The organism is Sphingomonas sp. BLHR8, assembly GCF_056821725.1.
Genome location: NZ_JBPDIM010000001.1, coordinates 1,615,147 through 1,633,603 on the forward strand (window position 1 = coordinate 1,615,147; position 18,457 = coordinate 1,633,603).

The 18,457-nt window shown below is 70.2% G+C and carries 18 protein-coding genes; 16 read left to right on the plus strand and 2 right to left on the minus strand.

Features of this window, described 5'->3' with window-relative positions:
• Positions 1-39: 39 nt before the first annotated feature.
• From ACRYJK_RS08045 to ACRYJK_RS08120, 16 genes are all read left to right on the plus strand, one after another.
• Positions 40-750 carry a type II secretion system protein N gene (locus ACRYJK_RS08045; RefSeq protein ID WP_482667008.1) on the plus strand — a complete coding sequence of 237 codons (711 nt, stop codon included), beginning with the start codon at positions 40-42 and terminating at the stop codon, positions 748-750.
• Positions 747-2,990 carry a type II secretion system secretin GspD gene (gene gspD, locus ACRYJK_RS08050; RefSeq protein ID WP_482667009.1) on the plus strand — a complete coding sequence of 748 codons (2,244 nt, stop codon included), beginning with the start codon at positions 747-749 and terminating at the stop codon, positions 2,988-2,990. The genes ACRYJK_RS08045 and gspD overlap by 4 nt, the downstream gene beginning before the upstream one ends.
• Positions 2,991-3,003: 13 nt before the next feature.
• Entirely contained in the window at positions 3,004-4,620 is a 1,617-nt protein-coding gene (locus ACRYJK_RS08055) for a GspE/PulE family protein (RefSeq protein ID WP_482667010.1), read from the plus strand.
• Entirely contained in the window at positions 4,621-5,853 is a 1,233-nt protein-coding gene (gene gspF, locus ACRYJK_RS08060; protein WP_482667011.1) for a type II secretion system inner membrane protein GspF, read from the plus strand. It abuts the gene before it with no gap.
• A 13-nt stretch (positions 5,854-5,866) separates the two neighbouring features.
• Positions 5,867-6,325, plus strand: a complete 459-nt coding sequence (gene gspG, locus ACRYJK_RS08065; protein ID WP_482667012.1) for a type II secretion system major pseudopilin GspG — start codon at positions 5,867-5,869, stop codon at positions 6,323-6,325.
• The gene (locus ACRYJK_RS08070; protein WP_482667013.1) at positions 6,309-6,755 is read left to right on the plus strand and encodes a prepilin-type N-terminal cleavage/methylation domain-containing protein; all 447 of its coding nucleotides are present in this window, start codon (positions 6,309-6,311) and stop codon (positions 6,753-6,755) included. Before gspG ends, ACRYJK_RS08070 begins: the two co-directional genes overlap by 17 nt.
• Positions 6,752-7,126, plus strand: a complete 375-nt coding sequence (locus ACRYJK_RS08075) for a type II secretion system protein (protein WP_482667014.1) — start codon at positions 6,752-6,754, stop codon at positions 7,124-7,126. Before ACRYJK_RS08070 ends, ACRYJK_RS08075 begins: the two co-directional genes overlap by 4 nt.
• Complete coding sequence (locus ACRYJK_RS08080; RefSeq protein ID WP_482667015.1) at positions 7,123-7,674, plus strand: type II secretion system protein GspJ; 552 nt, start codon at positions 7,123-7,125, stop codon at positions 7,672-7,674. Before ACRYJK_RS08075 ends, ACRYJK_RS08080 begins: the two co-directional genes overlap by 4 nt.
• The gene (gene gspK / locus ACRYJK_RS08085; protein WP_482667016.1) at positions 7,671-8,660 is read left to right on the plus strand and encodes a type II secretion system minor pseudopilin GspK; all 990 of its coding nucleotides are present in this window, start codon (positions 7,671-7,673) and stop codon (positions 8,658-8,660) included. The genes ACRYJK_RS08080 and gspK overlap by 4 nt, the downstream gene beginning before the upstream one ends.
• A complete protein-coding gene (gene gspL, locus ACRYJK_RS08090) occupies positions 8,657-9,802 on the plus strand; it encodes a type II secretion system protein GspL (RefSeq protein ID WP_482667017.1) in 1,146 nt (381 codons plus the stop codon). The genes gspK and gspL overlap by 4 nt, the downstream gene beginning before the upstream one ends.
• Positions 9,803-9,812: 10 nt before the next feature.
• The gene (gene gspM / locus ACRYJK_RS08095) at positions 9,813-10,298 is read left to right on the plus strand and encodes a type II secretion system protein GspM (RefSeq protein WP_482667018.1); all 486 of its coding nucleotides are present in this window, start codon (positions 9,813-9,815) and stop codon (positions 10,296-10,298) included.
• Positions 10,295-11,020 carry a type II secretion system protein N gene (gspN, locus tag ACRYJK_RS08100; RefSeq protein WP_482667019.1) on the plus strand — a complete coding sequence of 242 codons (726 nt, stop codon included), beginning with the start codon at positions 10,295-10,297 and terminating at the stop codon, positions 11,018-11,020. Before gspM ends, gspN begins: the two co-directional genes overlap by 4 nt.
• Positions 10,990-11,796 (plus strand): prepilin peptidase, encoded by an 807-nt coding sequence (locus tag ACRYJK_RS08105; protein WP_482667020.1) that lies wholly within the window; start codon positions 10,990-10,992, stop codon positions 11,794-11,796. Before gspN ends, ACRYJK_RS08105 begins: the two co-directional genes overlap by 31 nt.
• Positions 11,797-11,852: 56 nt before the next feature.
• The gene (locus ACRYJK_RS08110; RefSeq protein WP_482667021.1) at positions 11,853-13,319 is read left to right on the plus strand and encodes a sensor histidine kinase; all 1,467 of its coding nucleotides are present in this window, start codon (positions 11,853-11,855) and stop codon (positions 13,317-13,319) included.
• A 57-nt stretch (positions 13,320-13,376) separates the two neighbouring features.
• On the plus strand, positions 13,377-15,560 hold the full coding sequence (uvrB, locus tag ACRYJK_RS08115) for an excinuclease ABC subunit UvrB (protein ID WP_482667022.1): 2,184 nt from the start codon (positions 13,377-13,379) through the stop codon (positions 15,558-15,560).
• A 182-nt stretch (positions 15,561-15,742) separates the two neighbouring features.
• Positions 15,743-16,288 (plus strand): hypothetical protein, encoded by a 546-nt coding sequence (locus ACRYJK_RS08120; protein WP_482667023.1) that lies wholly within the window; start codon positions 15,743-15,745, stop codon positions 16,286-16,288.
• A 26-nt stretch (positions 16,289-16,314) separates the two neighbouring features.
• Here ACRYJK_RS08120 and ACRYJK_RS08125 read toward each other — a convergent pair whose 3' ends face one another.
• Positions 16,315-16,983: an adenylate kinase gene (locus tag ACRYJK_RS08125; RefSeq protein WP_482667024.1), complete on the minus strand. Its 669-nt coding sequence runs from the start codon at positions 16,981-16,983 to the stop codon at positions 16,315-16,317.
• A gap of 51 nt (positions 16,984-17,034) precedes the next feature.
• Entirely contained in the window at positions 17,035-18,402 is a 1,368-nt protein-coding gene (secY, locus tag ACRYJK_RS08130; protein WP_482667025.1) for a preprotein translocase subunit SecY, read from the minus strand.
• Between the last annotated feature and the right edge of the window lie 55 nt (positions 18,403-18,457).

Sequence of the window (18,457 nt, forward strand, 5' to 3'; positions counted from 1 at the left end):
CCGCGCGAGGAAGCTGCGGGAAGGATAACGCGGGGCCGCATGATCATTTCGCTGCACGAACGGCGTCGCGCCCGCATCGCCCGCCTGCCGGTCGATTGGCCAGCGCGCGCGGCGATGACCGCGCTGATCGCGCTGGCGAGCGTGCAGGGGGTGCGCCTCGCCCTTGCCGCGCTGACGCCGGTGTCGCCGCTCGGCGACTGGCGCCTCGCCGGCCCGCCCGAGCTCGACGATGCGACCCGCGCCGGCCTGTTCGCGCGCGTCGACCCGTTTTTCCGCACGCAGCCGGTCGCGGCGCAGCCAACCAGCCGCGTCACCGGCCTGCCGCTGCAGCTGTTCGGAACCCGCGTCGACCGGTCGAGCGGCGGCGGCTCCGCCATCATCGCCGGGCAGGATCAGATCCAGAAATCGATCCTCGTCGGCGAGGAGATTCAATCCGGCGTCAAGCTCGTCGCGGTGCACTTCGATCATGTCGAGATCGACAATGCGGGCGCGCGCGAACTGCTGTACATCGACCAGAGCGATGCACCGCAGCCTCCCGCTGGCGCTCAGGGTGCGTTGCCCTCGACCCCGCCGGGCGTCGTTGTCGTGCCAGGCTCGCTGCCCGGCGCTGTCACACCGCCGTCACAAAGCGCGCCCACCGCCCCGCCGCCGCCCGCCCCACCTGCGCCTGTGAGAAACACCGTCATCACCCCGCCTCCGCAAGTCGCGCCACCGCCGCCACCTCCGCCGCCGGCAGGCATTTCGCGATGAAGCGGTCCGCATTCCGACTCACCGCCGCGCTGGCGCTCGCGCTGGCGGTGCCCGCTCCGCTTGCTGCGCAGAACCAGATCAATGTGCGCGATGCCGATGTGCGCGCGTTTCTGACCGACGCGGCGCGCGTTACCGGGCGCACCTTCGTCGTCGATGGCCGCGTGCAGGCGCGGGTGACCGCGGTGACCGACCGGCCACTCTCGCGCGCCGAATATTTCGAGGTCGTGCTTTCGACCCTGCGCGCCAACGGCCTCGTCGCCATTCCGATGGGCAATGGCGCCTATCGCGTGCAGCCCGCAGAGGGCGCGGCGACGCAGCCGTCGCGGCTCGGCAGCCGCGGTGCACCCGCGAACGCGCTCGTCACCGATGTCATCCGCCTCCAGCGCGCCGATGCCGCGAGCGCGATCGAAACGCTGCGTCCGCTGGTGAGCAGCGCGGGTTCGCTGACCGCCAATCGCGCCGCCAACAGCCTGGTCATCGCCGACTACGCCGACAATGTGCGCCGCATCCGCGCACTCGCCGCGACGCTCGACCGCGACACGACGACGCAGCGGATCATCAACCTGCGCAACGCGGGCGCGCGGGAGATTGCCGAGAGCCTGCGCCAGCTCGGCGGCGCGGCGGCACCGGGGGCGCCGGGGGGCGTGTCGATCGCGCCCTTCGACGGCTCCAACAGCGTCGCCATCCGCGGCGACGCGCGCGAGGTGGAGCGGCTCGCCGCGCTCGCGCAGCAGCTCGACACGCGCGCGGCGAGCGCGGCGGAGATCCGCGTTTACACGCTCCAGCATGCCGACGCGGCGCGACTGCTGCCGACGCTGCAGCAGCTGATCGGCGGCGGCAGCGATCCTGCTGGGCCCGCGACCGGCGCTTCGCAGCGTGGCCCGTCGAGCCCCTACAACCTCCCCGAAGGCGGCAACGGTAACGCCAGCCAGCCGATCGAGCGCGCGGTTCCTGCACAGACCACCGCCGGCGGTGGCGCGGGTAACAGCATCGTCCGCCGCGGCCCGGCGATCGTCACCCGCTACGAAGGGGTCAACGCGATTATCGTCGCCGCCAACCCCGACGTGCAGCGCCAGCTGGGCGAGTTGATCCGCCAGCTCGACGTGCGCCGACCGCAGGTGCTGGTCGAGGCGATCGTGGTGGAGATCGGCGACGCCGCCGCCCGCCAGTTGGGAGTGCAATTCCTGCTCGGTGGCCGCAATGCGCCGTTCCTCGCCACCAATTATTCGAACGCGAACCCTTCGATCCTCGGCGTCGGTGCGGCGGTGGGCGGCTATCTGCTGTCGCAGCAGACGACGACCATCAACGGCAACATCGTCACCACCACCAACAGCAACCCGTTCGGCCCGGAAGTCGCGCAGGGTGCGATCCAGCAGCTGCTCAACGCGGCAGGCGGGTTCGCGGGCTTCGCGGGCGACATCGGCCGCAACACCATATTCGGCGCGATCATCAACGCGGTTCAGAGCGACACCGCCTCCAACCTGCTCGCGACGCCGCATATCGTCACGCTCGACAACCAGCCGGCGCGCTTCCTCGTCGGGCAGGACGTGCCGATCACCACCGGCGAGCGCCTCAGCCAGAATTTCGACAACGCCTTCCGCACCGTCCAGCGCGAAGAGGTCGGCATCAAGCTCGAGGTCACGCCGCAGATCAACGCCAGCGGGGAGATCAAGCTCTACCTCCGCCAGGAAGTGTCGAGCGTCGCCGGGCCGGTCAGCTCGCGCTCGTCCGACCTCATCATCAACAAGCGCGCGTTCGATACGGTGCTGACCGTCGATGACGGCGAAATCCTCGCAATCGGCGGCCTCCTCAACGACGACGAACGTCGCACGATCGAGCGCATCCCGCTGCTCAGCGACATTCCCATCATCGGCCAGCTGTTCCGCAGCCGCTCGCGCAGTCGGTCGAAGACCAACCTGATGGTCTTCATCCGCCCGACGATCCTCAACAATCGAGAGGATAATGCGGCGATGACCGCGCAGCGCTACGGCTACATCCGGCGCGAGCAATGGTTGCGCAATCCGGATGCGGAGCCGGAGATCGACAATCTGGTGCGCGACTATCTCGGCACGGTTCCTCCGGTGGTAACCCCGCGGCCCGACGACGTGCTGATCGCGCCGAGTGCGATCATCGACGCGCGGCCGCAAAGCTCGGCCCCCGTGGTCATCCCCATTCCCGCGAGCCAGGTGCCGCCGAGCCCGATCCCGCCGGTGACCGCCGCGCCCCCGCCGCCGCGCTGACGGGAAGGCGAGCATGGCCAGCGCGCCCGACATCATCAGCGCCGCCATTCCCTACACCGCCGCGCGCGAGGGCGGTGTCCTGATCGGCGGCACCGCCCACGCCCCGACCGCGGTTCTGCGCGAGGGCGCGGCGGCGAGCATGCTGATCGAACTGCGTCGGCACTTGGGGCGACCCATCGCCGCGGTCGAAACGGTCGACGCCGAACGCTTCGACGCGCTGCTGTCGGAGCACTATGCGCTCGATTCGCAAGCGGCGATGGCGGGGGCGATCGCGGGCAGCGAAGGGCTCGATGCGCTCGGCCACGACCTGCCGAGCGCGGAGGACCTGCTCGACAGCGCCGACGATGCGCCCGCCATCCGCCTCATCAACACGATCATCGCCGATGCCGCTCGCCAAGGTGTCAGCGACATTCACATCGAACCCTATGAGAGCGCACTCGTCGTGCGGATGCGCATCGACGGCATCTTGCGTGAGGTGCTGCGCATGCCCGCTCGCGTCGCCGCGGTGCTGGTCAGCCGGGTCAAGGTGATGGCGCGGCTCGATATCGCCGAACGGCGCGTGCCGCAGGACGGGCGCATTTCGCTGACGCTCGGCGGACGCGCGCTCGACGTGCGCGTCTCCACCCTCCCCGCGCGCGGCGGCGAGCGGGTGGTGATGCGCCTCCTCGACACCAAGAGCGCGGGCATCGCCTTCGACCGGCTCGGCCTGTCGGGCGACGCGTATGAGATCCTCAAGGCCGCACTGGCGCAGCCTAACGGCATCATCCTCGTCACCGGGCCGACCGGTTCGGGCAAGACGACCACGCTCTATGCCGCGCTCGCTCGGCTGAACGATGGCAAGCGCAACATTCTGACCATCGAGGATCCGGTCGAATATAGCGTCGACGGGGTCGGCCAGACGCAGGTCAACGCGCGCGTCGGGCTGGACTTCGCGACCGGCTTGCGCGCCATTTTGCGGCAGGACCCCGACGTGGTGATGGTCGGCGAAATCCGCGACCGCGAGACCGCGGACATCGCCGTGCAGGCCTCGCTCACCGGCCACCTCGTGCTGTCGACGGTGCATACCAACGACGCCATCGGCGCGATCACCCGGCTGAAGGATCTGAAGGTCGAGCCTTTCCTGATCGCCTCGTCGCTGCGCTGCGTCATCGCGCAGCGGCTGGTGCGGCGGCTGTGCGAAGTCTGCGCCGAGCCGGCGACGGTCGAACCGGCCTTCGCCCGTGCGCTGGGCGCCGAAGCGCTGACCGGCCGGCGCCCGGTCGGGTGCGAGGCGTGCGGCGGATCAGGCTACCGCGGCCGCGTCGGGCTCTACGAAGCGGTGCGGGTGGATGAAGAACTGCGCCGCCTGATCGGCGAAGGCGCGGACGAAGCGGCGCTCTCCGCGCACGCCTTTGCGCACGCGCCGACGCTGGCGGAAAGCGCCCGCGCCGCGGTGGCGCGCGGCGACACCAGCGCGGAAGAAGCGCTGCGCGTGGTGCGCAGCGACGACGGCACGGCGCCAACCTCCCCCCTCCCCCTCAGGGGAGGGGCCGGGGGTGGGGGCTCTCAACCCAACACAGCGTCACACGACAGCCCCCACCCCAACCCCTCCCCTGAAGGGGAGGGGCTCATCTGTCCCCCGGCACCGTAAATGGCCGCCTTCGCCTACATCGCGATCGACCCGGCGGGGCGGGAGAAGCGGGGGACGCTCGATGCGGCGGACCGCGGAGCGGCGTCGGCGCAGCTGACCGCGCGGCGGCTCTATGTCGTCAAGGTCGAGCCGACCAGCGCACGCCCCTCGGAGGGTAAGGCGGAGCCGCGCGGCCCCGCGCTACTCACCCGCGCCGCGAAACTCAGCGCCAAGGACCTCGCGCTATTCACCCGCCAGCTTGCGACGCTGACGCAGGTCAGCCCGATCGAGGAGGCGCTGCGCACCGCCATGCGGCAGAGCGAACGCGCCAATGTCGCGGGCGTCATCGGCGCGGTTCACGCGGGCGTCGTCGAGGGCCGACGCCTCGCCGATGCGATGGCGCGCGAGCCGAAGAGCTTCCCCCCGCTCTACCGCGCGATGATCGCCGCGGGCGAGGCGTCGGGCAGCCTCCCCGAAATCCTCGAGCGGCTGTCGGCGCTGCTCGAGCGGCAGGCGGAGGTGCGCGGCAAGCTGCTCTCGACGCTCGCCTACCCGATTGTGCTGGCGATCGTCGCGGTGGCGGTGGTCGCGGCGCTGATGATCTTCGTCGTGCCGCGCGTGGTCGAACAGTTCGACAATGTCGGCCAGCAGCTCCCGTGGCTCACCCGGGCGGTGATCGCCGTGTCCGCCTTCGCGGCGAGCTGGTGGTGGGCGGTGCTGATCGCGCTGGCGCTGGCGGGCGTCGCGCTGGCCGCGCTGCTGCGCCAGCCGGGGCCGAGGCTCGGGTTTGACCGCGCGATCATCCGCCTGCCGCTCGTCGGGCGCCTGCTGCGCGACCTCCACGCCGCCCGCTTCGCGCGCACGCTGGCGACGATGGTCGACGCGCGCCTGCCGCTGGTGGAGGGGCTCGCCCTCACCCTCCCCACCATCCGCAACCACGCGCTGCGCAGCGCCACCGCCGACATCGCCGAACAGGTACGCGGCGGCGGGTCGCTCTCCGCCGCGATGCGCGGCGCGGGCGTGTTCCCGCCGCTCCTCACCTACCTCGCCGCGAGCGGGGAGAGCGCGGGGCGGCTGGAACTGATGCTCGCGCGCGCGGCGGACTATCTCGAACAGGAGTTCGACCGCTTCACCACGACGACGATGGCGCTGATCGAGCCCGCGATCATCATCCTGATGGGCGGCACCGTCGCGCTGATCATCCTCTCCATCCTCCTCCCCATCCTGCAGCTGCAAAGCCTCGCAGGCGGCTAAAGGCGCAACGCCCATGACCCACGACAATGAACACGCCCGAGATGACAAACGCCGCAATCGCGGCTTTACGCTGACCGAGCTGATGGTGGTGATCTTCATCATCGGGCTACTGAGCGTGGTCGTGCTGATCAACGTCCTGCCGAGCCAGGACCGTGCGATGGTGACCAAGGCGCGCGCCGACATCGCCACGCTCGAAAGCGCGATGGAGCAGTATCGGCTCGACAACCTCACCTACCCGAGCGCCGCCGACGGCATCGCCGCGCTCAAGACCGCGCCCGCCGGCCTCGCCGACCCGTCGCGCTATCGCCCGGGCGGCTATGTCCGCTCGCTCCCGAACGATCCTTGGGGTCGACCGTATCAGCTGGCGACGCCGGGGCCGAGCGGACAGCCGTTCGCGATCTACTCATTGGGCGCGGATGGCGCGCCGGGCGGCAGCGAGCTTAACGCCGACGTTTATGCCGAGGCGAAATAGCCCGCACCCCCGCGACGCCGGCTTTTCGCTGGTCGAGCTGATGGTGGCGCTGGGCGTGCTCGGCTTGCTGACCGCGGCGGTGGTGCTGTCACTGCCCCCCGCCGGCGGCAGCCCCGCAACCGAGGCGAGCCGCTTCGCCGCGCGCGCCGCCGCGGTGCGCGATGGCGCCATCGTCACGGGCACGCCGCAGCGGCTGTGGGTGGCGCCGTCGGGCTATGGCGTCGAACGGCGGGTGGAGGGCGAATGGCGCCTCGACCCCGCCGAGCAGCACGACTGGGCCGAGGGCACTGGCGTCACGCTGAACGGCGGCGGGCGGGTGACGTTCGACGCGCTCGGCCTGCCCGACCAAGCGCTCGAGCTCGCCATTGCGCGCGGCGACACGCGCGTCACCGTCCGCATCGACGGCGCGGGGAGCGTGACCGTCCAGTGACCCACCGGCCACCCTCCGCCGACGGCTTCACGTTGATCGAGATGCTCGTCGCGCTGGCCGTGCTGGCGATTGCGGGTCTGGCGCTGGTGCGGCTCGACGCCTTTGCGGTGCGCAGCGCGAGCGAGGTCGAACTGGCGACGCTCGCCCGCATCGTCGCGCAGAACGAAGCCGCGCTGGTAGCGAGCGCGCCCGGTGCGCCCACCGCAGGCTCATCGCGCGTCACCAACGGCGGCGCGAGCTTTCTCGTCCAGCGCGCGGTCAGCGGGGGGCCGGTGCCGGGCACCGCACGGGTCGACATTCGCGTCGCCGGTCAGGGCGGCGGGCGCGCGGCGCTGTCGCTGCTGGTGCCAGCGCAAGGCACGCCGCTTTGAAGGATCGCGGCTTCACCCTCGTCGAGATGATGGTTGCGCTGGCGATCTTCGCGATGGTGGCGAGCGCGGGGGTGCTGCTGCTGCGCACCAGCGTCGACACGCAGCAGGCAGCGGCGGGACGCCTGAGCGACGGGTCGACGCTGGTGGGATTGGACGCGCTGCTTGCCGCCGACCTCGGCGCCGCGCAGCCGCGGCCGTGGCGCGATGCGGGCGGACAGCGCCGGCCGGCGTTCGTGATCGAGCCGACCGGCATGCGCTTCACCTCCGCCCGCGATGCGCTGAACGGGGTGGAGTGGCGGCTCGACGGCGGCAAGCTCATGCGCCGCTCGGGCCGCGCGGACGGTGCGCTGACCGGGCCGTCGGGCACGCTGCTCGACAAGGTGCGCGGCCTTCGCATCGAGGCGCGAGCGCGCGACGGAAGTTGGCGCTCGGACTGGCCGGCCGAGGCCGCCACCGCCCTCCCCCGCGCAGTTCGGTTGACGATCGAGCGCGATGGTGCCGCGCCGCTGACGCTCATCCACGCGCTGCCGCCGGGGGGCGGAGCATGATCGCCCAGAAGGACAAGGGCGCCGCGCTGCTCACCATCCTGCTGATCGTCGCCGTCATGGCGGTGGTCAGCGCGGGCGCGCTCGAGCGGCTGACGCTGGCGACTCGCCTCTCCGCCAGCGCGGCCGCCGGAGCGCAAGCGCGCGAGGCGGCGCTGGCGGCGGAGGCAGTGGCGCTGGCGCAGCTGCAGCCCTTCGTCGCCGCCAAACGCGTGCCGGTGGAGGGGTTCGCCCGCCCGATCGACGTGCCGCTGCCCGGCGGCAGCGCGAAGGTGACGCTGACCGACGCGGGCAATTGTTTTAATCTCAACAGCCTCGCCACCGAAACCGGCCAGCCCAGCCCGGAGGCGGGCGCGCAGCTGGTCGCCATCGCCACTGCGCTCGGCATCCCGCGCGGCGACGCGGAGCGGCTGATGGCGCGCGCCACCGACGCGATCGACAGCGACAGCCTGACCTCCGTCGATGGCGCGGAGGACGGCGGCGGAGGCGACGCCGCCTACCTCGCCGCCAACGCGCCGATGGTCGACGTGGGCGAGCTCGCCGCGCTGCCGGGTGTCGGCGCCGCGCTGGCGGCGCGGCTGGCCGGACAGGTCTGCGCGCTGCCGACCAGCAAACCCGCGCCCCTCAACGTCAACACGCTGACCCCGGCGCAAGCCGCGCTGCTCGCCGCGCGGCTGGGGGGCGAGGGCGCGCTGGCGCGGGCGCAGTCGCTGATCGCCAGCCGCCCGGTCGGCGGGTGGTCCACGCTGGCGCAACTGCGGCAGAGCCCGACGCTCGCAGGCGGGTTCGTGCCGCAGGGCCTCGCGGTCGAAACACGCTTCTATCGCTTGCGCAGCGAGGCGCGGATCGGCGATGCGGTGCGCGTGAGCGAAGCCCTGATCGACACCGCGCCGCTGCAACCGGTCGCCGCCGCCCCCGGCACAGCCGCGCCCGCGCCGCTGCCGCCCTTCGCACGCATGGTCCGCCGTCGCTGGCCGAGCGCGCTGTGACGCCCCCCGCCACTAACGCTCCGCGCTGGATCGCGCGGCTGGGCGCGCTCGATCAGCCCCCGATCATCGGCTGGTGGTGGGTGGATGACGACGGCGCGATCCTGCTAACCGACGAGCCCCCCGCCCCGCCCCCCGCCGACCCGCTCGCCGACCTCCCGCCCGAAACGCCGCAGCTGTTGGGCGTGGCCCCGGCAAGCGAAGTGGTCGCGCATCACGCCAACCTCCCCGACCTCACCCCGCGGCAGGCCGAGGCGGCGGCGCGGTTGCTTGGCGTAGAGCGCAGCCTGTCGGACCCCGCGACGCTGCACGTCGCGGTGGGCGCAGCGGAGGCGGACGGCGGGCGCGACATCGCGGTCGTCTCTCGCGCGCTGATGCAGCACTGGCTGGGCGGCGCAGCGGCGGCGGGGGTGCGGTTTTCCGCCATCGTCCCAAGCTGGGCGCTGGTGCCGCGCGGCACCATCGAAGGGCCGGTCGCCGCCGCTCCGCTCGGCGATGCGCTGTATCGCACCGCCGACGGCGCGCTCCCGGCGGAGCCCGCGCTGCTCGACGCGCTGGCGCTGAAACCCGCGGTCGAAGCCGACTCCGTCGACGTCGATGCAGCGCTGATCGCCGCGCTGACCGCGCCGCCCCTCGACCTCCTCTCGGGCGACTATGCGCGGCGACCGCGGCGGTCGTGGGACGCCGCGTGGATTGCACGCGCGGTGCGGGTGGCGGCGCTGATCCTGCTGCTGAGCATCGGCATCGCCATCGCGCAGATCGTGCAATATCGCCGCGACACCGCGCGTCTCGACGCCGAGGCGGAGGCCGCCGCCGCCCGCGTACTTCGCCCCGCACCCGCGCTGGAGGTCGCCGTGGCCCAGCTCGACGCTCGCCTCGCCGCGCTCGGGCGCGGGAGCGGGCGCTTTTCCGCGCCGACGTCGGCGCTGGTGGCCGCGCTTGACCGCGCGCCCGGGGTCAGCGTGACCACGCTCGGCTGGCGCAGCGACGGGACGCTCAGCGTCAATCTCGCCGCGCCGCGGGTGGAGGAGATCAACGCCGTGCTGATCGCGCTGCAGGGCGATGGCTGGGCGGTCACCGCCACGCCGCGCACCGCCCCCGACGGCCGCGCTACGGGCGACATCACCATCCGAGGCCGGCGATGAGGAGGCTCGCATGAGGAGCAGCATCGTCCGCTGGTGGAAGGGACTGTCCTCGCGCGAGCGCGTGCTGATTGGCGTCGCCGGCGCGATCGCGCTGCCGCTGTTCCTCATCTACGCGCTGTGGCTGCCGCTGGCGGGCGTAGTGGAGACCGCGCGCGCGGACCACGGCGTCGCGGTCGACCGTCACGCCGCGATCCTCGACCGCGTCGAGGCGATCCGCACCGCCGAGGCCGCACGCGGCAACACGGCGGTCGCCGCGGCCGGCGACGTAGCGCAGCTCGTCGCGCAGAGCGCGGCAGCCGCCGGGCTGACGCTCGCCCAGAATGAAGCATCGGGCACTGCGCGCACCCGAGTGGCAATCGCCAATGCGCGCGCGATCGTGGTGCTGCCGTGGCTCGACGCGCTCGAACGCGCCGGCCTGACGCTGGAGGAGGTGACGATGCGACCCAACCCCGACGGCACTGTGGCCACGACGCTAGTCGCGCGGAGGGGCGCATGATCCGCACCGCGGTCCGCTGGATCCTGCCCGTCGCGCTGCTGACGCTCGTCCTGCTGTTTCCGCTGCGCTGGCTGGTGGAAGTCGCGGGGCTGGAGCGCGCCGGGCTCGCCGCACGCTCGGTCTCGGGTAGCGTGTGGGGCGGCCGGCTCGAACAGGCCCAAGTCGGCGGCTTCGAACTGGGCACATTGGACGCACATCTGTCGCCGCTGCCGCTGCTGCTCGGCCGTGCGCGGCTGAACCTTGCACCTGCGGCGGCGGAGGGCACGGCGCCCATCGCCGCGCCGGGACTGCGCGGCAGCATCGAACGCCGCCCGGGGGGACGCACGATCCTCAGCGGGATCGACGGCCTCGCCGGACGGGGGCGGCTGGGGCCGGTGCCGCTGCGCGAGGTCCGGTTCGCCAATGTCGCGCTCGACATGGGTGCGGACGGTTGCCGCGCGGCGTCGGGGCAGGTCACTGCCGTGCCGGTGCTCTCGCTCGGGCCGGTCTCGGTGAGCGAAGGGTTCAGCGGAGCCATTCGCTGCAACGGCCGCGACCTCGAACTGCCGCTCGCGAGCAGCGGCGGGGGCGAGCGGCTGACGCTGAACATCGCGCCCGACGGCAGCTATGTCGCGCGGCTCGGTATCAGTGCCAGCGACCCGCTGGTCGCTGCGGCGCTCGGCGTCGCGGGGTTCAGCGCGGTCGACGGCGCGTGGGTGCGGGTGATCCGCGGGCGGTTGTGATCGCGCCGTGGCTCGCCGCGGTGCTGGGCGGGCTTGGCGGCGCGGTCATCGGCAGCTTCCTCGCCACGGTCGCCATCCGCTGGCCGCAGGGACTGTCGATAGGAGGGCGATCCCGCTGCGATCATTGCGGTGTGCCGGTCGGCGCGGCCCGGCTGATCCCGCTGCTGAGCTACCTCCTGCTCGGCGGGCGGTGCCGCGCCTGTCGCGGCCCGATCGACCGAACCCATCCGGTCGTGGAGTTCGTCTGCGCGGCGGTCGGCGCCATGCTCGCCGCCGCAGTCGCGCTCGGCACCCTGCCCCTCAAGTCCGCTATCGCGCTGGCGCTGCTGGCGCTGGGGTTGATCCTCGCCGCGGCGATGGACGCACGTTCGCTGTTCCTGCCGCGCGCGCTCAGCCTCGCAATCCTCGCCCTGGGGCTGGCCTTGGGTGATGTTGCGCTGGCGCCGCTCGGCGTGTCGGTCCCGTTCGAACAGCGCATGCTGGGCGGGGCGTTGGGCGGCTTTGCGCTCGCCGGCGTCGCCTTTGCCTACCGACGCGCGCGCGGAGTGGAGGGCATGGGCGGGGGCGACCCGCCCTTTTTCGCGGCGCTGGGCGCCTGGGGCGGCGCGACCCCGCTGCCGTTCGTGCTGCTGCTGGCGAGCCTTGCCGGGATCGGCGTCGCGCTGGTCCGCCGCGCGGCTGGTCGCGCGGTCGACGATCCGCCGCTCCCGTTCGGAACGTTGATGGCACTTGCCTTCCCGCTCGCTCTGAGTCTCGCCGCGGTCCTTCGCCCGTAGCGCCGTTGCCCCTGACCCCGCCACCCCCTAGATACCGCGGGACGAAGGGGGACTTTATGCCGAACAGTGGACGATTCAGCGACGATCTCGCCGAATCTTTCTGGCGCAAGCCGATCCAGATTGACCGCCCTTTGCCCGACCTCGGCGACGATCCGCTCGACCCGTTGGAGGATGAACTTCGGCTGATGCTCGACGGGCTGCCCGTGCCATGCTGGATGGCGCGCGGCGACGGTTACCTGTGCTGGGTTAACCAACGCCTGGTCGACTACGCCGGGGTGCCTGTCGAAAAGCTGTGCGGCTGGGATTGGGGCGGAATCCACGATCCCAAGCACCTCGACGCGGTGGTCGAGCGGTGGACCGCAGCGATCGAGAGTGGCGAACCGGTGGAGCTGGTCTTCCCCCTGCGCGGCGCGGACGGCAAATTTCGGCCGTTTCTGACGCGCATCGTCCCCCTGCGTGACGCAACCGGAACGGTGAAGCGCTGGTATGGCGTCAACACCGATGTCGGCAGCCACGGCGACGTGATCCAGCAGCTGGCCGAATCGCGCTCCAGCTATGCGACGCTGACCGAAGCCATGCCGCAGATGGTGTGGTCGACGCGGGCCGACGGCTATCACGATTATTTCAACGAACGCTGGTATGAATTCACCGGCACCCAGCGCGGCGACAGCGACGGCGAAGGCTGGCGTGACCTTTTCCACGCCGACGACCAGGATCGGATCAACGAAATCTGGTCGCATTCGCTCGAGACGGGCGACCCTTATGAGATCGAATATCGGCTGCGCCGCGCCGATGGCGAATGGCGCTGGGTGCTGGGCCGGGCCTATCCGGTGCGCGATGAAGGGGGCACGATCACGCGCTGGATCGGCACCTGCACCGACATCCACGACGCCAAGATGGCGGCCGAGCAAAGCGAACTGTTCAGCCGCGAGCTGTCCCATCGCATCAAAAATATCTTCGCGGTGATCGTCGGGCTGATCTCGATGAGCTCGCGACAGTTTCCGGGCAGCGGGCCATTCGCGGACGATTTGAAAGAGCGCATCCTGTCGCTGTCGCGGGCGCACGAATTCGCCCGCCCGCACAGTCCGGAAAGCGCCCCGATCACCGGCAACCCTACCCTCAAAGGCATGCTCGAACGGCTGGTCGAACCCTATCGCGGAGAAGACAATCCGCGCGTGATCGTGAGCGGTGACGACACCGACCTCGACGATCAGGCCGCAACGCCGATCGCGCTCATCTACCACGAGCTTGCGACCAACGCGGCCAAATATGGCGCGCTGTCCACCGCGGACGGGCGGGTCGAGCTCGACCTCTCGCGGGTCGATGCCGATCATATGCTGATCTGCTGGAAGGAGGTTGGCGGCCCCAAGATCGAACAGACGCCGACGCACGCCGGCTTTGGCACGCGGCTAGCCGACCTGTCCGTCAAGCAGCAGCTGGGCGGTAAGCTCGAACGCAATTGGGATCGCGACGGGCTGGTCGTTTCGCTGACCGTGCCCATCAGCCGCCTCAGCCGCCGCTGATCGCTTAGGGGGGGCGGCGATTGCCGCGGCCCGCTCGCGCGCCCATATCGGTGTGCGATGGCCATTCAGATCCGCACCAGCCTCGCCGAACCGGAAACCGGCGAGGATTTCCAGCCGCACCGCCCCGCGCGCCCACCGAAGAACGAGGGCGGCAAGCGGTTCGTGCTACACAGCGAATATGAGGCCGCGGGCGACCAGCCCACCGCTATCGCCGAACTGGTCGAAGCCGCGCAGCAGGGCGAGCGCGACCAGGTCCTGCTCGGCGTCACCGGCTCGGGCAAGACCTTCACCATGGCCAAGGTGGTCGAAGCGTTGCAGCGTCCCGCGCTGGTGCTCGCGCCCAACAAGATCCTCGCCGCGCAGCTCTACGGGGAGTTCAAGAGCTTTTTCCCCGACAATGCGGTCGAATATTTCGTCAGCTATTACGACTATTATCAGCCCGAGGCGTACGTCCCGCGCACCGACACGTACATCGAGAAGGAATCGTCGACCAACGAGGCGATCGACCGCATGCGCCATTCGGCGACGCGATCGCTGCTCGAGCGCGACGACGTGCTCATCGTCGCATCGGTCAGCTGTCTTTACGGTATCGGCTCGGTCGAAACCTATTCGGCGATGATCTTCGACCTCAAGAAGGGGACGAGCGTTGACCGGCAGGAGATCATCAGAAAGCTGGTCGCGCTGCAGTATAAGCGCAACGACGCCGGTTTCTCGCGCGGCAACTTTCGCGTGCGCGGCGACAGCCTTGAAATCTTCCCCTCGCACTATGAAGACAGCGCCTGGCGCGTCACCTTCTTCGGCGACGAGATCGAAGGGATCGACGAGTTCGACCCGCTCACCGGCAAGAAATCGGCGAGCCTCAACCACGTCCGCGTCTATGCCAACTCGCACTATGTGACGCCGGGGCCGACGCTCAAGCAGGCGAGCGAAGCAATCAAGCATGAGCTCGAGGAGCGGCTAAAAGAGCTGACCGCGGAAGGGCGCCTGCTCGAAGCGCAGCGGCTCGAACAGCGCACCAACTTCGACCTCGAGATGATCGCGGCGACGGGGAGCTGCGCGGGGATTGAGAATTACAGCCGCTTTCTCACCGGCCGCCTCCCCGGCGAACCGCCGCCGACGCTGTTCGAGTATCTTCCCGAAAACGCGCTGCTGTTCGTCGACGAAAGCCACCAGACGGTGCCGCAGATCGGCGCGATGGCGCGCGGCGACCACCGGCGAAAGATTACGCTCGCCGAATATGGCTTTCGCCTGCCGAGCTGCATCGACAACCGCCCGCTGCGCTTCAACGAATGGGACGCGATGCGCCCGCAGACGACGTTCGTCTCGGCGACCCCCGGCCCGTGGGAGATGGAGCGCACCGCGGGGGTGTTCTCCGAACAGGTCATCCGCCCCACCGGCCTCATCGACCCGCCAGTCGAGATCCGCCCGATCGAGGAGCAGGTCGACGACCTCATCGCGGAAGCCAAGGCGACCGCGGCCAAGGGCTATCGCACGCTCGTCACCACGCTCACCAAGCGCATGGCGGAGGACCTCACCGAATATCTGCACGAGGCGGGGCTCAAGGTCCGCTACATGCACAGCGACGTCGAGACCCTCGAGCGCATCGAGCTAATCCGCGACCTGCGGCTTGGCGTCTATGACGTGCTGGTCGGCATCAACCTGCTGCGCGAAGGGCTCGACATTCCCGAGTGCGGGCTGGTGGCGATCCTCGACGCCGACAAGGAAGGATTCCTGCGCAGCGAAACTTCGCTCATCCAGACCATCGGCCGCGCCGCGCGCAACGCGGAGGGCAAGGTCATCCTCTACGCCGACCGGATCACCGGCTCGATGGAGCGGGCGATGGCGGAAACCGAACGCCGCCGCGAGAAGCAGCGCGAGTATAATGCCGAGCACGGCATCACCCCGACCACGGTCGTCCGCGCAGTGGCCGACATCGTCGCGCACGTTCGCCCCGAGGAGGTCGCCCCCGCCCTCCCCGCCCCGGCGCAAGGCGGCGCGGGGCACAACCTCCGCGCCTACATCCAGGACCTCGAAGCGCAGATGCGCAAGGCCGCCGGCGACCTCGAGTTCGAGACCGCGGCGCGGCTGCGCGACGAGATCCGCAAGCTCGAGAACGACGAGCTTGGCCTCCCTTCATCGGAGCATGTCGCGCCGGCCATCGGCCGCAGCAACGAAGGCAAGCCCGGCACGCGCAAGGACCGCTATCGCACCAAGCGCAAGAGTTGGGGGCGGTCGAATTGAAGAGGACGTAACCCAACCCGGCAACGTCGCCCCGGACCTGATCCGGGGCCGGGCTGTGTTTGCGGCGAACCGGGAAAAGCCCAGCCCAGCATCCTGTTTACGCAACGGCGTCGAAATGGCCGGGCACTTCCACTCGCAGGCCCACGCTTGCCGCCCGGCACCCCGCCGGGCATAGCGGCGCCATGCGTGCTTCCCTTCTCGCCGCGAGCGGCTTTGCGCTCGCGCTCACCGCTTGCGCGGCCCCGCGTGCTCCAGCTCCCACGCCGCCGCCGGTCCAGCGCCCGGTCCCGTCGCCGGTGCCACCGGTCGTGAGCAGCGAACGCGCGCCAGACAATTGGGACGTCGCCAATCTCTCACCGGGCGAATGGCGGCTGCGACAGGACGGCAGCGCCACTTCGGCGCAGTTCGGCGTCGCCGGCGGCCGGGCCGAGGCGGCGCTGTCGTGCGAGCGAGGCCAGCTGACGCTCGTGCGCCTGGCGCAAGGGTTGAGCGTCACGCCGCGCCATCATCTGCGCGTCCGCACCAGCTATGGCGAGCATCACCTCCCGGCCGTGCACGACACTGGCACGACGCCGACACTTTCCGCCACCAGCAGTGCACGCTCGCCGATGTGGGACGAGGTCAGCTACAGCCGCGGGCGGTTCGTGCTGGAAGGTTCGGGGGTTGCGCCGCTGATTCTGCCGGTGCGCGCGGAACTCATCCACTTGCTCGAACGCTGCCGAAGCTAGCGAGCCAAGGCGACCCCCCGAGCGCCTCAGTCGTCGATCGGGTCCGCGTCGAGGATCGCCTCGATCGCCGCTGTGACCGCATCGATATCCGCCATCCCGTCGACGCAGCGCACCAGCCCGCGCGCTTCATAGACCGGCAGGATCGGCGCGGTCTTCGCGCGATATTCCGCGAGCCGGGTGCGAACCGTCTCCGCGTTGTCGTCGGGGCGGCGTTTGAATTCGGTGCTGCCGCAATGGTCGCAGACGCCCTCGACCTTCGGACGTTCGAACAGGTCGTGGTACGGCGCGCCGCAATTTGCGCAGGAGAAACGGCCGCTGATCCGCTGCACCAGCGCGTCCTCGTCGACCTCGAGCTCGATCACATGATCGAGCGTTCGACTCCGCGACGCGAGCAGCTGGTCCAACGCCTCGGCCTGGCGTTCGGTGCGCGGATAACCGTCGAACGCCACCGGCGTATCGTGCCCGAGCACATCGAGCTGCTCGCCGATCAACCCTGAGACGATCTCGTCCGAGACGAGTTCGCCGGCTTCCATCACCGCCTTGGCCTGCAGCCCGATCGGCGTCCCCGCCTTGACCGCCGCGCGCAGCATGTCGCCGGTCGACAGCTGCACCATGCCGTAACGATCCTTGAGCCGCGCCGCCTGCGTGCCCTTACCGGCGCCCGGTGGTCCAAGCAGGATGATGTCGAGCGCCATTCAGCCGTCCCCTTCAGCCTTCAAGCCGTCCGTTGTGCCGAGCCCGGAGGATCAGCGCAACCGACCCTTGAGCTTCGCTTTCTTGATCAGGTCGGCATACTGATGCGCGAGCAGATGGCTCTGAATCTGTGCCACCGTGTCGATCGTGACGTTGACGAGGATCAGCAGGCTCGTGCCGCCCAGCGCAAGCCCTACACCCGTCGCCGACGTGACCCACTCCGGAATGAGGCAGATCACCGCGAGGTAGATCGCGCCCACCACCGTAATGCGCGTCAGCACATAATCGAGGTAGTTGCTGGTCGCCTGCCCCGGGCGATAGCCGGGGATGAACCCACCCTGCCGCTTCAAATTGTCCGCCGTCTCTTCGGGGTTGAACACCACCGCCACGTAGAAGAACGCGAAGAAGATGATGCCCGCGGCGTAGAGCGCCATGTACAGCGGCTGGCCGTGCGCGAACCACTGGTTGAGCTTCAGCAGCGCCGAACCCCACACTGTTTCCTCGTTCACCCGCTGACCGAGAAACTGCGTGATCGTCAGCGGCAGCAGCAGCAGCGAGCTCGCAAAGATCGGCGGGATGACGCCGGCGGTGTTGACCTTGAGCGGCAGGTGACTGCGCTCCTGCTGCGCACGGCCTTGCGCGGTCATGCGCTTGGGATATTGCACCAGCACGCGCCGCTGCGCACGCTCCATGAAGCTGATCGCCCAGATCACCGCAAAGGCGCCGATCAGCAGCGCGGCTATCAGCAGCGGCCCCTTGTCGCCGGTCCGGCCCTGCTCGAACAGCTGCGCGATGGTGCGCGGCATGCTGGCGACGATGCCCGCCATGATGATCAGTGAGACGCCATTGCCGATCCCGCGCTGCGTGATCTGCTCACCCAGCCACATCAGGAACATGGTGCCGCCGATCAGCGTCACCACCGCGCTGATCTTGAACAGCAGGCCAGGGTTGACCACCGCAGCGATGCCCTGGCTGGCGCCCAGCGTTTCGAGGCCCGAGGCGATGAACCAGCCCTGCACCGCGGTCAGCGCGACCGTGCCGTAGCGGGTATATTGGTTGAGCTTCTTGCGCCCGCTCTCGCCCTCTTTCTTGAGCGCGCCCAGCGTCGGCGAAAGCGCCGCGGCAAGCTGCACCACGATCGACGCGGTGATGTAGGGCATCACGCCGAGCGCGATGATGCTCATCCGCTCGAGGCTGCCGCCCGAGAAGGTGTTGAACAGATCGAGGATGCCGCCCGACGCCGCTTGGCTGTAGAGCTGGTTCATCGCCACCGGGTCGACCCCGGGGATCGGCACGAACGACAGCGCGCGAAACACGACCAGCGCGCCGAGCGTGAACCACAGCCGGTTCTTGAGCTCGGTGGCCTGGCCGAATTTGCTGAAATCTAGGCTCATCGCCATCTGGTCGGCGCGGGTCGCCATGTCGCTTCACTCGACTGATAGGAGGGCCCGCGTGCGTCGCGGCGCCGATGAAAAG

What these genes read in the sequence shown, in the direction of transcription:
- uvrB (WP_482667022.1), top strand. Translation starts at nt 13,377, where the DNA reads ATGGCCATTCAGATCCGCACCAGCCTCGCCGAACCGGAAACCGGCGAG.
- ACRYJK_RS08120 (WP_482667023.1), top strand. Translation starts at nt 15,743, where the DNA reads ATGCGTGCTTCCCTTCTCGCCGCGAGCGGCTTTGCGCTCGCGCTCACC.
- ACRYJK_RS08070 (WP_482667013.1), top strand. Translation starts at nt 6,309, where the DNA reads ATGCCGAGGCGAAATAGCCCGCACCCCCGCGACGCCGGCTTTTCGCTG.
- ACRYJK_RS08055 (WP_482667010.1), top strand. Translation starts at nt 3,004, where the DNA reads ATGGCCAGCGCGCCCGACATCATCAGCGCCGCCATTCCCTACACCGCC.
- gspK (WP_482667016.1), top strand. Translation starts at nt 7,671, where the DNA reads ATGATCGCCCAGAAGGACAAGGGCGCCGCGCTGCTCACCATCCTGCTG.
- gspG (WP_482667012.1), top strand. Translation starts at nt 5,867, where the DNA reads ATGACCCACGACAATGAACACGCCCGAGATGACAAACGCCGCAATCGC.
- gspD (WP_482667009.1), top strand. Translation starts at nt 747, where the DNA reads ATGAAGCGGTCCGCATTCCGACTCACCGCCGCGCTGGCGCTCGCGCTG.
- ACRYJK_RS08045 (WP_482667008.1), top strand. Translation starts at nt 40, where the DNA reads ATGATCATTTCGCTGCACGAACGGCGTCGCGCCCGCATCGCCCGCCTG.
- secY (WP_482667025.1), bottom strand. Translation starts at nt 18,402, where the DNA reads ATGGCGACCCGCGCCGACCAGATGGCGATGAGCCTAGATTTCAGCAAA.
- gspN (WP_482667019.1), top strand. Translation starts at nt 10,295, where the DNA reads ATGATCCGCACCGCGGTCCGCTGGATCCTGCCCGTCGCGCTGCTGACG.
- gspM (WP_482667018.1), top strand. Translation starts at nt 9,813, where the DNA reads ATGAGGAGCAGCATCGTCCGCTGGTGGAAGGGACTGTCCTCGCGCGAG.
- ACRYJK_RS08125 (WP_482667024.1), bottom strand. Translation starts at nt 16,983, where the DNA reads ATGGCGCTCGACATCATCCTGCTTGGACCACCGGGCGCCGGTAAGGGC.
- ACRYJK_RS08110 (WP_482667021.1), top strand. Translation starts at nt 11,853, where the DNA reads ATGCCGAACAGTGGACGATTCAGCGACGATCTCGCCGAATCTTTCTGG.
- gspF (WP_482667011.1), top strand. Translation starts at nt 4,621, where the DNA reads ATGGCCGCCTTCGCCTACATCGCGATCGACCCGGCGGGGCGGGAGAAG.